The organism is Vibrio fluvialis (assembly GCF_900460245.1).
In the GTDB taxonomy this organism is placed as follows: domain Bacteria; phylum Pseudomonadota; class Gammaproteobacteria; order Enterobacterales; family Vibrionaceae; genus Vibrio; species Vibrio fluvialis.
This window is the reverse complement of sequence record NZ_UHIP01000001.1, coordinates 1,385,290-1,400,236: the sequence shown is the minus strand read 5'-3', so window position 1 is coordinate 1,400,236 and position 14,947 is coordinate 1,385,290. Positions and strand designations below refer to the sequence as shown.

Annotated in this window: 13 protein-coding genes and 1 pseudogene; 4 read left to right on the top strand and 10 right to left on the bottom strand. The window is 49.6% G+C overall.

Annotated elements, in window-relative coordinates:
* Nucleotides 1-152: 152 nt before the first annotated feature.
* Entirely contained in the window at nucleotides 153-1,031 is an 879-nt protein-coding gene (locus DYA43_RS06600) for an EamA family transporter (protein WP_061056477.1), read from the top strand.
* 50 nt (nucleotides 1,032-1,081) lie between these two features.
* Here DYA43_RS06600 and DYA43_RS06595 read toward each other — a convergent pair whose 3' ends face one another.
* The 8 genes from DYA43_RS06595 to DYA43_RS06560 all read right to left on the bottom strand — a co-directional run bounded on the left by DYA43_RS06595 (nucleotide 1,082) and on the right by DYA43_RS06560 (nucleotide 8,808).
* Nucleotides 1,082-1,558, bottom strand: coding sequence for a DUF2947 domain-containing protein (locus DYA43_RS06595; RefSeq protein ID WP_020431137.1), 477 nt, complete (start codon nucleotides 1,556-1,558; stop codon nucleotides 1,082-1,084).
* 10 nt (nucleotides 1,559-1,568) lie between these two features.
* Nucleotides 1,569-2,159, bottom strand: coding sequence for an HD domain-containing protein (locus tag DYA43_RS06590; protein ID WP_061056476.1), 591 nt, complete (start codon nucleotides 2,157-2,159; stop codon nucleotides 1,569-1,571).
* A gap of 1 nt (nucleotide 2,160) precedes the next feature.
* On the bottom strand, nucleotides 2,161-2,736 hold the full coding sequence (gene rimJ, locus DYA43_RS06585; RefSeq protein ID WP_061056475.1) for a ribosomal protein S5-alanine N-acetyltransferase: 576 nt from the start codon (nucleotides 2,734-2,736) through the stop codon (nucleotides 2,161-2,163).
* Nucleotides 2,736-4,280, bottom strand: a complete 1,545-nt coding sequence (tyrR, locus tag DYA43_RS06580; RefSeq protein WP_020330959.1) for a transcriptional regulator TyrR — start codon at nucleotides 4,278-4,280, stop codon at nucleotides 2,736-2,738. The genes rimJ and tyrR overlap by 1 nt, the downstream gene beginning before the upstream one ends.
* A 102-nt stretch (nucleotides 4,281-4,382) precedes the next feature.
* Complete coding sequence (locus tag DYA43_RS06575; protein ID WP_061056474.1) at nucleotides 4,383-5,405, bottom strand: YcjF family protein; 1,023 nt, start codon at nucleotides 5,403-5,405, stop codon at nucleotides 4,383-4,385.
* Nucleotides 5,402-6,781, bottom strand: coding sequence for a YcjX family GTP-binding protein (locus DYA43_RS06570; RefSeq protein ID WP_061056473.1), 1,380 nt, complete (start codon nucleotides 6,779-6,781; stop codon nucleotides 5,402-5,404). Before DYA43_RS06570 ends, DYA43_RS06575 begins: the two co-directional genes overlap by 4 nt.
* A gap of 183 nt (nucleotides 6,782-6,964) precedes the next feature.
* Nucleotides 6,965-7,150 (bottom strand): hypothetical protein, encoded by a 186-nt coding sequence (locus tag DYA43_RS06565; RefSeq protein ID WP_020330955.1) that lies wholly within the window; start codon nucleotides 7,148-7,150, stop codon nucleotides 6,965-6,967.
* Nucleotides 7,151-7,290: 140 nt separating this feature from the next.
* The gene (locus DYA43_RS06560) at nucleotides 7,291-8,808 is read right to left on the bottom strand and encodes a fumarate hydratase (protein WP_061056472.1); all 1,518 of its coding nucleotides are present in this window, start codon (nucleotides 8,806-8,808) and stop codon (nucleotides 7,291-7,293) included.
* Nucleotides 8,809-9,006: 198 nt separating this feature from the next.
* Here DYA43_RS06560 and pabB point away from each other — a divergent pair, with 198 nt between their 5' ends.
* Nucleotides 9,007-10,374: an aminodeoxychorismate synthase component 1 gene (pabB, locus tag DYA43_RS06555; RefSeq protein ID WP_061056471.1), complete on the top strand. Its 1,368-nt coding sequence runs from the start codon at nucleotides 9,007-9,009 to the stop codon at nucleotides 10,372-10,374.
* Here the strand turns inward: pabB and DYA43_RS06550 are convergent.
* Together DYA43_RS06550 and DYA43_RS06545 are read right to left on the bottom strand one after the other, a co-directional pair.
* A pseudogene (locus DYA43_RS06550) lies at nucleotides 10,371-12,077 on the bottom strand (ATP-binding protein). The gene pabB and the pseudogene DYA43_RS06550 overlap by 4 nt on opposite strands.
* Nucleotides 12,078-12,085: 8 nt before the next feature.
* Entirely contained in the window at nucleotides 12,086-12,628 is a 543-nt protein-coding gene (locus DYA43_RS06545) for a heme NO-binding domain-containing protein (RefSeq protein ID WP_061056470.1), read from the bottom strand.
* A gap of 84 nt (nucleotides 12,629-12,712) precedes the next feature.
* Here DYA43_RS06545 and DYA43_RS06540 point away from each other — a divergent pair, with 84 nt between their 5' ends.
* Together DYA43_RS06540 and DYA43_RS06535 are read left to right on the top strand one after the other, a co-directional pair.
* Complete coding sequence (locus tag DYA43_RS06540) at nucleotides 12,713-13,318, top strand: CoA pyrophosphatase (protein WP_020330950.1); 606 nt, start codon at nucleotides 12,713-12,715, stop codon at nucleotides 13,316-13,318.
* Between the two features lie 297 nt (nucleotides 13,319-13,615).
* Nucleotides 13,616-14,869: an aromatic amino acid transport family protein gene (locus tag DYA43_RS06535; protein ID WP_020330949.1), complete on the top strand. Its 1,254-nt coding sequence runs from the start codon at nucleotides 13,616-13,618 to the stop codon at nucleotides 14,867-14,869.
* Nucleotides 14,870-14,947: the final 78 nt, after the last annotated feature.

Here is a 14,947-nt window from a genome sequence, read left to right as displayed (position 1 = left end):
CGGAGCTTCGCTGAGCAGATGTGAAAAGTGCGTCCCTGCTAGCAAATATTGGCGGTATGTCGCGGGCAGATAAATGATACGGCGTCTCCTATTCACCGCACGTTATTTGCGGCATAATCGCTGCGCCTCCTGTTTCATACTTTTTGGTGTTTATGTTACTGAACAAATCTCCGGTACTGCTCGCCGTTGGCTGCCTGTTGTGCGCCATGGTGACGATTCAATCCGGTGCTTCGATTGCTAAACAGTTCTTCCCTGTTGTCGGTGTTGGCGGCACGGTTGCGCTGCGTATTGCATTGTCTGCGATTATTCTCACACTGATTTTTCGTCCGTGGCGCCTTCGCCTCAGCGTACCTCAGTGGCGCGCCATGTTGGTGTATGGTCTGAGTCTGGGCGGCATGCAACTCTCCTTTTACTTTGCACTGGAACGCATTCCGCTTGGTATCGGTGTGGCGTTGGAATTCACTGGACCATTAATGCTGGCGCTGCTCTCATCACGCCGCAAACGTGACTTTATCTGGATTGCACTGGCTGTGGCCGGCCTCGCGTTGCTGCTGCCTGACATGTCGGGCGTGGACGCCCTTGATCCGATTGGCGTGGCGCTTGCGCTTGGGGCCGGTGGTTGCTGGGCGGGTTATATTTGGTTTGGTCAACGTGCGGGATCAGTGGGTTCCGGCGGTGCGACGGTTGCGATCGGCCTGTGTATTGCCAGCGTGATATATTTTCCGATTGGTGCCAGTTTGGCGACCGGGCCACTGTTTACCTGGTCGATTGTACCTATGGCGCTGACCATCGCAGTTTTGTCGAGCGCTTTGCCTTACAGCCTGGAGATGATGGCGCTGAGCCGTCTGTCGACTCAGCATTTCAGCGTGATGATGAGCCTGGAACCGGCCATTGCCGCCATGGCAGGCTTGGTGATTCTGGGTGAAACGCTCGGCTGGTCGCAGTGGGCCGCTATCTTGCTGATCATCAGCGCCTCAATGGGCAGTACTATGTCGGCGGCGAAAAATAAAGTAGTGGTGATTCAGGAATAACCCCGTCAGATAGAAAACATAAAAAAACCGGCAAGAAGCCGGTTTTTTTATTATTCATCGTGTTGGCCGATTTTGACCGTGCCGTTAGTGCTGAACCACAACGCCTGTTTGCGTCGGCGGCCAAGCAGGATCGGACCATCATCGTAAAACAGGAAGTTCTTCCAATGGCGTTTGAAAACCGACCACTTGGTTTCAATCACGTTGTACTTTTCATAACAGAAATAGACGGTCACATCATCCTGCCAATCAATATGATCGAGAATAGCTTGTGGCATCGCAGCATCGTCGCTCTCCCACTCACTCATCCAATCCACTTCATTGCTCCAGTTGCTGGCTTTGCTTGGCCAGTCCTGTGAGCTAAAGCGCTCTGCATCCGGGCTTTGTGGGCTTAAGTTCTCTTTCCAGAACTGCGCGGCACGCATCGGCGACATCGGTTTAATTTGTTCCAGATCCTGCTCAGGTACGGGCATGGACTGGTGGGTAAAAATCCATTTTCTTTGGTACTGTTCCAAAGGCAAATACGACATGAAATGTCCTTCAGGCTTTTAGCCAACCTTGTTCGGTGGCGTGTTCAATCATTTGCTGTGCGTATTCCCACAGCGCATGTGAACCCTCGTCAATACGACGGTTCACGGTCAGTGCTTGTTGGCGGGAAACACCGTTTTCCATCCAGCTTTGTCCCTGATTATGATAGTTCAACATCATCGGAATCAGGCGGTCCAACGCTTTGGCAAACTTAGCGTCCGCCGATTGTGCCGCTTCAAATTCACGCCACAAACAAAATAGTTCTTCGCCCTGCTCTGTTGGTAGCAGCCCAAACAGTCGCTCGGCCGCGGCGAGTTCTTTTTGCGCTTGCTCAGCGGATGCGGCGGTATCGTAAACAAAGGTATCCCCTGCATCAATCTCAACCATGTCGTGCATCAGCAACATTTTGATGACTCGATTGATATCGACAGGTTCGTTCGCATGTTCCTGCATTAACAACGCCATCATAGCAACATGCCAGCTGTGTTCAGCACTGTTTTCCAGTCGTCCCTCTGCACATTTGACTCGGGTACGACGCAATACGCTTTTCAGGCGATCCAGTTCCAGAACTAAACTCAGTTGCTGCTGCATTCTTGATTGCATGTTATTCCTTCCAGTTGGGATTCACCAATGATGTCAGGTTGTGATCCTGCCATTGACCATCAATCAACAAATAGTCCTTTGCTTGGCCTTCGTGCACAAATCCGAGTCGTTGCAATACGGCTTCACTGCGTTTGTTGTGAGGCATATAAGAAGCCATCACGCGATGCAGATTTTGTTCATTAAACATGTAGTCGCACGCCATTTTCAGCGCGCGAGTCATGATCTGTTTGCCCTGCGCTTGCTCCGCCAGCGAGTAGCCGACATTACAGGCATAAAACGGGAAACGGGAAATATTACTGAACGAAATCGTACCCAGCATTTCGTCGCTGTCAGCATCGATGATCAGCAGGTAAAAACCGAGCGACATCTTGTGCAGTTCGCTGAGTTTAATCAGGCGTTGCTGCCAGCCAAGCTCAGAGAAAAAAGCCTCTTCACGCTTAGGTTCCCAAGGCTTGAGATAATCACGATTGACCGTAAAGTAATTCGAAATGCGCGCGGCGTCGTCAAATTCCGCCGTGCGTAAAATAATCTCGCCATCGGTTTTAAATACGTGGCCAGAGGTGTTGTATCCTTCCATCAGCGCTTCTTAATCCCGTAATCACGCAGTTTATTGGCCACCGAGGTATGTGACACATTGAGGCGTTTCGCCAACTTTCGGCTCGACGGGAAAGATTGATACAGGCGATCAAGCACCTGCGCTTCGTAATCTTTCATAATGTCGTCAAGCGAACCATCCAAGTTGATGTTGGTCATACCCGTCGCCACCGTTTCCAGTTGTGGCAGATGGAAATAATCCACCGTCAGCACATCATCCGGCATTTCGGTCAGGGCGCGCAGTACCATGTTATCCAACTGACGCATGTTGCCCGGCCATTGATATTGCGCGAGCTGATCAAGTAGATCGTCGGCCAGTTTCGGCTTCATCATGCCAAGTTTATTGCTGTGTTTCGCGATGAACAGATCCAGTAGCGGCTGAACATCACTAGGACGTTCACGCAGTGGCGGAATACGCAGCGTCAACACGTTGAGACGATAGAACAGATCTTCGCGGAACTTGCCCGATTCGGCTAACTCAGCCAGATTGTGACGCGTTGAGGCAATCACTCGAACGTCGACGTGCACTTCATGTTCTTCACCAACACGGCGGAACGTACCATCTTGCAGGAAACGCAGCAGTTTGATTTGCAAATGCGGGCTCATTTCACCGATTTCATCGAGGAATACCGTACCGCCATTCGCTTGTTCAAAAATGCCTTTGTGACCTTGCTGATGGTTAAACGACCCCGGAGCATGGCCAAACAGTTCGGTTTCAGCCACATCATCGGGCATCGACGCGCAACTCAACACCAAAAACGGCGCGCCGGAACGGTTAGAGCGATTGTGGCACGCACGCGCCAACATCTCTTTACCCGTGCCCGTTTCCCCTTCCAGCAACAGCGGTTGATCGAGCATAGCCAGCTTTTTCGCATGGCTGATCAACGCCTTGTGGCGATTGGAAACACCGACAAAATGTTCAAATCCGAGATTGTTGTGCAGTGGCAGATTATCATCCGCCATCACATGCGAGGCCATTGAGCGAATGATCATCATCGAACTGGCAAGTGTCGACTCTTTGGATTCACCAGTGATGTAAACTGGCATCAGTTCCATCACATAGTCGAGACCATCCAATACAATCTCTTCGCGCACACGTGCTTTACTGCCTTCTACCCAACGGGCAAAGTTAAATGCTGGCAGTAAGCCCGAAATGTGATGACCAATCATCTCCTGTGATTCTTTGTTGAACAGCGATAACGCAGAGTGGTTCGCCATATCTACCGAGCCTTTGAGATCGATAGCAAGGACCGCATCGGGAAGATTGTTTAATAGAGAGATCAGTTCGGTGTTGTGACGCTCAATCGGCATGAACTGGATTTTACGGACATCTTTGACTCCCGGAATGCGGCGAATTTCCGCCATCAGTTCACTGAAGGTTTCAAAATCGATGTCCGGACAGTTGAGGTAGATAATGCCGATTACATCGATTTCAATTCCACGTAAATCGATGTTTTTTGAGGCAAGAATATCGAGCAGTTCCCGGGTTAGCCCGAGTCTGTCTTCACAAGAGACTTCAAGACGCACTGAATCTTATCCTAATCAGAAAGTGTCACGAAAAGTTGACAGTAGTTTCTATCAAGGTCAGAAGTGCGTCAAGTAATCTCTTGTTTCAGCGCACACTTTCGTTTATTTGACGGTGAGCGCCGTGACTTTCGCCACGATTTGTTTACGAATTGCGCTTAACTTCACCGCGCGGTCTTTGTGCCACGGTAGTGGACGCAGCAGAGACATGGCTTTGAGACCCAATCGAGCAGTAAGAATGCCGACTCCCAGCCCCTGCCCGGCTCGAGCGGACACCTTGCCCGCCAAGTCCATCGACAGCAGATCCATGCTGGCGTCAATCGCGAGTTCACTTGCGCCCGCAGCGGCCATATTCACCAGTACCGCTTTGAACAATTTCAGACGTGACCAGTAACCCAACTCAACGCCATACAAGTCTGCCAGTTGATCGATCATCTTAAAATTGCGCCACGCCACCAGCAGCATGTCGGCGACCGCCAGAGGACTGATAGCCACCAGCGCGGCGGCTTCTGTTGAGTACTGCGACACCAGTTTGGTCGCCTGTTTATCCTGCTCACTCACCACCATTGCATCGTACATTTCCAACACTTCAGCATCGCTGTGGCTGCTGTCGAGGCTACTCTGCCAACGTTGATAAGCCGGGCTTTTGGTTTGAATGCCACTCTCTTTGGCAATCAGTTCACAGAACGCCTGGCCGTGTCCCACCGCATCGGTGTTGATCAGAGCTTCAGCCTGCTCTTGAACGGAGAAATGGTTGCGCAGTTTGCGCAGTTTCCACAACTCTTTACCCAAAGCGCTCAAACCCAATCCGGCCAGTGCTGAAATGAAACCTGCCCAACCAAGGCTGAGCCAATCTGCACTTTGAATCGACGTGACGACGTTATCAACGGCTTGCCAGACCACCAAACCAGAAAAGGAAGCCAGCAGTGTGGCCGCAAACCATTTGCGTCCACGTTTAGGGCGAATCACTTGTTCAAGTTGCGACTCAACGGCAGTTTCAACCTCTTCGGCGACGCTTGGCACAAATGTCTGCGCGGAAGAAAACTGCTGCTGCGCATTGAGTTCTACGTTGGGTTCTTCCGTTTTTAGCGGCTGGCTGAACACTTGTTTGGTTTTCAATTCGCTCATTTCAATTTGTCTCCAATCAGTGTTTCTAACGCTTTATCCAGACGGATGTGTTTGCAAGGTTCATCACCACTATTTTCCATCGGACGAAATGCCGTAAAGTCGAACTGGTGCTCTTGCCAATAGTTTGGATTAGGCAGCTTTTTCGGCACATCGCCCGGGTAAACTGTGATAGCGTCCCCTGCTGCCGTCACTCCTTGAATGGCTGAAACTTTGCCTTGCGGCGCGTCGATATAACCTGACTGAGTTGCCCGCACCGAGGCCATACTGATGCAACTCATATCGATATTTTCATACGCCGCATGCTGCCATGCCGGATGAATCATCTGTTGCAGCAGAGACACCATGTTGGGATGTTGATCCGGCGTGACATGATCCGCTTTCGTTGCAGCGAAGAGTACTTTGTCAATTTTGGGCGCAAACAGCCGGCTCAGGATGCCGCTGCGGCCATAACGAAAGCTCTGCATGATCTGCTCAATCGCGCTGCGCATATCCATAAAGGACTCGTGTCCTTCATTCAAAGGCGACAGGCAATCCACCAACACAATCTGGCGGTCGAAGGTGGCAAAGTGGTGTTTATAGAAAGCTTTCACCACTTTGTTCTGATACTCCTCGTACCGTTGCTTCAGCAGCGCCAGCATCGAGTGTTTAACCGCTTTGCGTTCACTGGTGACGTCGCGACAAGGGAAAAATTGCAGCACTGGCGCGCCTTCCAGTTCACCCGGCAACACAAATCGGCCCGGCTGAACCCAATGCAAACCATGCTCTTTGCACTGATGCAGATATTCGGTATACAGCGCCGCAATCTGTGCCAGAGTTTTCTCATTCGCTTCTTGTTCGAGGTCGAGTGCATCCAGTGCGGTCAGCCAGGGTTTGGCTAACTCAGCACGTGTGCCATGCAGCGCGTTAAATTGCTGCGCGGACCATGTCGCAAAGTCGAGTTCCAGCAGCGGCAAATCCAAAAGCCATTCGCCCGGATAATCGATGATGTCCAGATACAGCGTTGAAGTGCTGCTGATTAACTTACGCGTGCGACGTTTGCTTTGGTATTTGATGGCCAGCCGAATCTCACTCACGTCGCGTGTTGGCACTGGCCATTGCGGAGGAATGCTGTGCAACTGCTCCATCGCCTCATCGTAAGCAAAACGAGGCACCATCAAATTGGTTTGCGGTACTCGCTTGGCACCAATGATGCGCTTGTCTCGCGCGGCAGCCAACAGGGGCAAATTATTGTGGGTAGACGTATGCAATAACTGATTAACCAGAGAGCTGATAAACGCCGTTTTACCGGCGCGTGACAGCCCCGTTACTGCTAAACGTACGTGAGAATCTAAACCGCGATGGATCAGATCCGTCATTTCTTGGCCAATTCGCTTCATTCATGGTCTCCACTAGAAAAAACAAATATGAGTACAACAGGGACTCACAATGTTAAGTAGGTTAGCTGGAGTAATCTTAATACGAGATGAATAAAAAAGCCCCTGAATAAAATCAGAGGCTTAGATAAGCGAAATATCGATTCCGTCAGCAGGCTTTTTCTTAGCCCTCGGATATCTAACGATTTAGTCTTCTTCTATGAGCTTGTAAATCACCAGCAGAGCAATTTGCAGCAACACAAACAACACACAAGTAATGGTGACGTATTTATCATCAAAGATACTGATACCGTGCAAAATCAGGTCGTAACCTAAAAATGCGCCCACAACCACCGCGATCGCGATCTGCAGGATTCGAATAAAGCGAGGCATGTTGCTCTCCTGACGTTTTTAATAAGTGACTTAAGTATATAGGGAATTAGTATATAGAAAAAAGGTGCCGCGGACGCAGCACCTTTGTCATTTATTTGCTAAGAGTGTGCAATCGGGATCACAGACCCGACCATTCACTTTTACTTAGCCGCTTCAGCGATTTTCACTTTCCACGTATCCGGCCCCACTTGGTGTGCGTTGACACCTTGAGAGTCAACCGCAACGGTGACTGGCATATCTTCGACTTCAAATTCGTAAATCGCTTCCATACCCAGATCTTCAAACGCCACCACGCGCGCTTTCTTGATCGCTTTAGACACCAGATAGGCTGCGCCGCCCACGGCCATTAGATAAACGGCTTTGTGGTTTTTGATCGATTCCACCGTCGCAGGGCCGCGTTCTGCTTTACCAATCATGCCCATGATGCCGGTTTTATCGAGCATCATGTCGGTAAATTTATCCATACGAGTCGACGTTGTTGGGCCAGCTGGACCCACTGCTTCGTCGCCCACGGCGTCAACCGGGCCTACGTAGTAAATGAATTTACCCTTGAAGTCGACACCTTCTGGCAGGCCTTCACCATTGTCCAGCATGGTTTGAATACGTTTGTGCGCCGCATCGCGGCCAGTCAGCAACTTCCCAGACAGCAGCAGAGTTTCGCCGGTCTTCCACTGTTGAGCTTCTTCAGCGGTAACGGTATCCAGATTTACGCGGCGAGTGTTCGCGCCCGCTTCCCAAGTGATTTGAGGCCACTCTTCCAGTTTTGGTGGCTGCAGATCAGCAGGACCTGAGCCATCCAGAGTGAAGTGTACGTGACGAGTCGCCGCACAGTTCGGGATCAGACACACAGGCTTAGAGGCTGCATGCGTAGGTGCGGTTTTGATTTTCACGTCAACCACAGTCGTCAGACCGCCCAGGCCTTGTGCACCGATACCCAGCTTGTTAACACGGTTGAAGATATCGAGACGCAGCTCTTCTTCTGCGTTTTGCGGACCACGTTCAATCAGCTCTTGAATGTCGATGTGTTCCATCAACGATTCTTTTGCCAGTACCGCTGCTTTCTCAGCCGTACCGCCGATACCAATACCCAGCATGCCAGGAGGACACCAGCCTGCACCCATGGCTGGCAAGATTTTCTCAACCCACTCTGCGATATCGTCAGACGGGTTCAACATCACCATCTTGGTTTTGTTTTCACTACCGCCGCCTTTCGCCGCGATCTGAATTTCTACTTTATCGCCAGGTACCATGTTGATGTGTACCACAGCTGGCGTGTTATCTTTGGTGTTGATACGTTTGCCAGCAGGATCCATCAGTACCGATGCTCGCAGCGGGTTATCCGGATTGGTGTAAGCCTGACGTACACCTTCATCAACCATTTGTTGCACGGTCATATCCGTGGAATCCCACTGAACACCCATACCAATATTGACGAAACAGGTCACGATACCGGTATCCTGACAGATAGGACGGTGGCCTTCTGCAGACATACGAGAGTTAATCAGAATCTGGGCAATCGCGTCTTTCGCGGCCTGGCTTTCTTCACGGTGGTAGGCTTTTTCTAGGGCTTGGACAAAATCCAGAGGGTGGTAGTAAGAAATGTACTGAAGTGCATCAGCAACACTGCTGATCACATCCTGCTTGCGTATAACCGTCATTGCATGCCTCGTTATCATTATGCTTCCGTGGGCTGACGCTTGAGAGAAATGCAAAACGAGTCAGTGGAGCCAGAAGGCGAAAATCGACTGAACAAGAGCACGTCTATCAAGTAGCAGCTTTTCGTTGGAGTTTTATGATACTCTTGCTTTCCTCTACACGCTATGCAGTGAACTGTCTCTCTGTCACAATTTACACAAATGAATAACAACGAAAAAACTCAGATTCAAGCTAAGCCGCTTACTTATCAACCGGATCTCGCTAATCAGCTGTTTTCAAAGGTTGAAAGCCAGCCTTGGGCGATGTTGCTCCGCTCTGCATCCGACACGCATATCGACAGTCGATTCGACATTCTGGTTGCTCATCCTATCGTCACTCTCACCACTTTTGGCGACGAAACCGAAGTGCGCGAACCCAGTGGTGTGACATTGTCACAAGATGACCCTTTTGAATTGCTGACCAAGTTGCAGCAACACTATCTCCCAGCGTTGCTATACAGTGATGATCTGCCTTTTATCGGCGGCACACTGGGCTATTTCGCTTATGATTTGGGGCGCCGTGTTGAGCGTCTGCCTAGCCTTGCCGAACACGATTTAACAGCGCCGGACATGGCCGTTGGCCTGTATGAATGGGCAATTGTCGTTGATCATCAACTGAAAACCGCGCGTGTGATTGGTCAGAACATTGAAAATGCAGAATCACTGCTCGCAGACGGCAATCAAAAACCGCTGATGCCTTTTGCCCTCTCCTCGCCTTGGCAGTCAAACATGACACCCAACAGCTACCGTGAGAAGTTTACGCAAGTGCAGGAATATCTGCTCTCTGGGGACTGCTATCAAATCAACTTGGCACAGCGTTTTCAGGCGCATTACCAAGGCAGCGAATGGCTGGCTTATCTGAAACTCGAACAGTTCAATCTGGCGCCGTTTTCTGCCTTCATTCGCACTGAACAAGGGGCCATTTTAAGTGTTTCCCCGGAGCGTTTCCTACAAGTCAAAGACCGCATTATCGAAACTAAGCCGATCAAAGGCACTCGTCCGCGAAGTGACGATCCGGTCGTCGATGCCGCCAATGCCGCCGAACTCGCCCAAGCGGAAAAAGATCAGGCAGAAAACCTGATGATTGTCGATTTACTACGTAACGACATTGGCCGTGTTGCCAAGCCGGGTTCAGTACACGTTCCTAAACTGTTCGACATTGAGAGTTTTCCGGCGGTGCACCACCTGGTGAGCACTATTCGCGCAGAACTGGACAGCCAATACGATTGCGCAGATCTGCTTCGCGCCTGCTTCCCGGGCGGTTCAATTACTGGCGCGCCCAAAGTTCGGGCGATGGAAATCATTGAAGAGCTCGAGCCTCATCGTCGCAGTGCGTACTGTGGGTCGATTGGTTACATCAGCCGTCACGGCCGAATGGATACCAGCATTACCATCCGTACTCTGGTCGCGCAGAATCAACAGTTGTATGCGTGGGCAGGCGGTGGTGTGGTCGCCGACAGCCAATGTGAAGCGGAATATCAGGAAACGTTAGATAAGCTGAGCCGTATTCTGCCGGTGTTGGAAAATTAACTCAGCCATTTGTTGAGGATGGCATCCAGATCCAGCGCAGTGTAAGGCTTGGTCAGGATGTCATTCATTCCACACTGAAGGCAGCGCTCCCGCTCCTCCAGCGTCGTCGCCGCGGTAAGTGCGATGATAGGCATGTTGAAGCCACTTTTGCGCAGTCTTTCAGTGGCATCAAAGCCGTCCATTTCCGGCATACGGCAATCCATAAAAATCAGGTCATACGGTTTGTTCTCAACCGCCTCAATCGCCTGTACTCCGTTTTCACAATTATCCGGAGTAAGATTCACCTTTTTCAGCATTTGGTTGATCACCAACTGATTCATACGAATATCGTCCACCACCAGAATAGAATGCTGGCGCAGAGCATCAGGGCTGACGCGCAGCGGCCGGCTTTCGTACATTGGCACTTTCAACTCACGCGAGCCAATCTCCAGCGGTATTGACACAAAAAACTCTGTTCCCTCGCCTTCCACACTGGAAAAGTCGATGTCGCCTTGCATGAGCTCGACCAGATTCTTGCAGATGGCCAGACCAAGTCCGGTTCCCTCATACTGACGGCTTGATGAACGATCAACCTGAGTAAATGGGTCAAACAAGGTGGCATGAGACTCAAAGGGGATACCAATTCCGGTATCCGTAATACGCAGTAGCAGACGGTCATTGATCCAGCGCGCCAACACTTTCACTTCGCCGGTATGGGTGAACTTGATTGCGTTCCCAACCAGATTGACCAGAATCTGGTTAATGCGTTCAACATCGCCAATCCAGTAGGCAGGAAAGTCGCCCCGAGATTCAATCACAAACCCGATGCCACCTTCTCGCGCTTTGTTGGTGAAAATGCCGTACAGAGTATTTTGCAGATCCTGCCAGCGAAATTGCGTCATGATGAGTTGCATCATCCCCGCATTCATTTTGCTGAAATCCAGCAGGTCGTTGATGATGACGCGCAGCATGTCCCCGGAGTGTTGCAAGTTGGTCAGATAACTTTGCTGCTCTGCATCCAACAGGGTGTCGGCAAGCAGTTCGGCACTACCGAGCAAGCCATTCAGCGGCGTACGCAATTCATGATTAATCATAGCGACAAATTCTTTGGTCGCTTTTTCTGACTCTTCTGCCCGCTTTCGCGACTCGACCTGACGTTTCATGATCATCTGACGACTGAGCGCGCTGCACAGCAACTCACCGACTAAGGACAACTGCTTAACCATGAACTCTCGTTCAATGTTCTCTGAATGAATCTCAAACACCATATGGCCAGCCGACAAACGCTCAACCATCAGCGGCAGGCAAAGGTAATCCTGCTGCCAGTGCGGCACTTACATATAGGGTTGGATCAGCGACAGCTCAATGTTCCCGAGTTGGTTCTCAACCAACCCATCCACTTGATCCGGCGACAATTGCAGAAATACACTCGTGATGACTGGTGTCTGGATCAGGCGCTCAATAAACGTGGCGAGTAAGGTGCTGTCCAGTGCACGCGAAAGAAACGCGCGCCCGAAATATATCAGCGTGGAGTCGATGTGCTCTTCAAACTCAAACTTTTGCAAATCCTGCAACGTTTGCTTTTGCAACTGTTTCAGGGCCAAATTTAACTGCTGATTGGCCTGATACAGCTCATAGCTTTTTTGCTCAAGCAGCTTTTCAGCTTCTTTACGTGCAGCCATTTCTCGTTTGAGCTTCCGTTCCATGGGAGACTCAGAACTCATGCTTTCACCTATTCAATCAGCGTTACGGTAAACCGGACCCGGCTGAGGTCTTCCGATTGGGGTTCCATAACAACATCAATTTTTTCACCGAAGTAGTCTGCGCATCCTTGCAGCAGCCCCAAACAAACATGAGACATACAGCGAGCACTCTGATAATCAAAACTGACCTCTGCGGCGGATTCATCGATAAACAGGAACCGGGGTGGTTTGGCGTCTGGATACAGCTTCTTAACTTCCACGTGTATGTAGTCCTCTACGTGACGAATAAACGCAAAACAGCTGTTCACCTGAGACAAATTAGCAGACGCAGGCACTGTCCGATACAGCGACTGAAAAACGCTGACTCCATAAACCCGTTGTAACTGATTACTATCAATCCCAGTCACGCGGCTGAGCTCAATAATCAGTTTCACCAAGGCTTTATGATCATAACTGCCGACTGACGTATATACTCCGGAATCTGCCGCCTGCTCAAGAACCTGGTCCAATACGTCTAAGCCAAACTTATCTTCAACCAGCTCGAGAAACTCGGTAAAAATAATGCCTTTCATATTATTGAGCTATCCTTAAACTAGGCTCATAAAAGCATGATTCATAAAGTTTAGATTTTCAAATCGCCGATGGAGAGAATAATTTTGCGTCCAATCAGCAAAGCCGAATTGATTCGGGGTTTCCAACTGATTACTCCGGTGGGCTACCACGCAGAATCCCTTCATCGCGTCGCACACCTGAAATCCCTTTCGTTAAGAAAAGCTTCTGTTTTGATTGGTTTTGTTGAACGCCCGACGGGTTTGAATGTGGTGCTCACTAAACGCGCCGCACATCTGAAACATCACCCGGGCCAGATCAGTTTTCCGGGTGGGAAATATGAAGAGAGCGATGGCACGTTGTACCAAACCGCCATGCGTGAAACGCGTGAAGAGATCGGCATTCAGGAAGATCAGATTGAAATTCTTGGTCAGCTCCCCGAGCTTGTTACCGTGAGTAAATTTGCGGTAACACCCGTGTTGGCATTTATTTCACCAGATTATAAAACCCTCATCGATGCGAACGAGGTAGAAGAAGTTTTTGAGGTCCCTGCCGACTTCCTGTTGGATCGTCGTCAACTGTTCAGCAACACTTTTCAAATCAAAAACTCCCCTCACCGAGTGTTCGCCATTCCATATAAACATCATTTTATATGGGGTATGACGGCACAAATCATCCAATCCCTACAAAAACACATAAATAGTGGTCGATGAACCCGCCACTCCTTAGTTTTATTAGCTTTTCACCAACACTCTGCTAACAACCTCACCTTTGACGCAAACGTTTGCGATAAGTTATTCTCATGATTGCACATATTCGGATAACTTTTACTAATCCAACTCATTAACAATTTTTACATGTAGCACAGGTTTTTCGTGATCCGAGATGGGTTTTTGACATATCATTCAATAAGCGCAGACAATTCATGATTTAGATCTAGTTTTCATAGAAGAAAATTCTGCAAAATTGCGCTCGACTTATTTCCTGTTCCCAAAAATGAGTAAAACAACATGAATACAACCACTACGGTTTCATCTACCACACAATCTGCTGGTAAATGGACCTATAAAGATTTCGTATGGTCTCTGTCGCTGTTCGGTACCGCCGTAGGCGCAGGCGTTCTGTTTCTGCCTATCAAGGCTGGTGCGGGCGGTTTTTGGCCATTAGTTATTTTAGCCCTACTCGCTGCTCCAATGACGTGGTTCGCTCATAAGAGCTTGGCACGTTTCGTTTTATCAGCGAAAAACCCTGAATCGGACATCACAGACACTGTAGAAGAACACTTTGGTAAAGCTGGCGCTAACCTTATTACCTTTGCTTACTTTTTCGCGATTTACCCTATCGTTCTGATCTACGGTGTTGGTATTACAAACACAGTGGATTCTTTCCTGGTAAACCAGATCGGCATGGAATCGATTCCTCGCTGGTTACTGTCAGGTGCGCTGATTTCAGCCATGACTGCTGGTGTCGTATTCGGTAAAGAATTGATGCTGAAAGCAACCTCTGCGATGGTTTACCCACTGGTATTCATCCTGCTGGCGTTGTCTGTATTCCTGATCCCTGAATGGAACACTTCGATGATGGAAGTGGCACCTGACTGGTCTGGCATGCCTGCTATCATTTGGCTTGCGATCCCTATCATTGTGTTCTCGTTCAACCACAGCCCAATCATCAGCCAGTTCACTAAAGAACAGCGCATGCAACACGGTGACAATGCGGTTGCTAAAACCGACATGATCACTGGCGGCGCAGCCATGATGCTGATGGGCTTTGTTATGTTCTTCGTCTTCTCTGTGGTTCTGTCTCTGTCTCCAGAGCAACTGGCTATGGCGAAAGAACAAAACATCAGCGTTCTGTCTTACCTGGCAAACATCCATGAATCACCAATGATCTCTTACTTGGGTCCAATCGTGGCATTTGCAGCGATCACTTCAAGCTACTTCGGCCACTTCCTAGGTGCGCACGAAGGTCTGGTCGGTCTGGTAAAATCTCGCAGCGAGATGCCTATCAGCAAGATTGAAAAAATCTCTCTGATCTTCATCGTAGTGACCACTTGGATGGTAGCAATTGTTAACCCAAGCATCCTGGGCATGATTGAGACCATGGGCGCTCCAATGATTGCCGCAATCCTCTTCCTGCTGCCGGTTTTCGCGATGCAGAAAGTACCTGCAATGGCGAAGTACAAGACTTCAGCACCAGTGCAAATTTTCACAGTTATTTGTGGTCTTGCAGCCATTAGTTCTGTAATCTACGGCGCTCTTTAATCTCTACGTAAAGTATGAGCTTAGAACACAGAATATAACGATAATAAAGAGCCTCCCTTATCGATAAGGGGGGCTTAC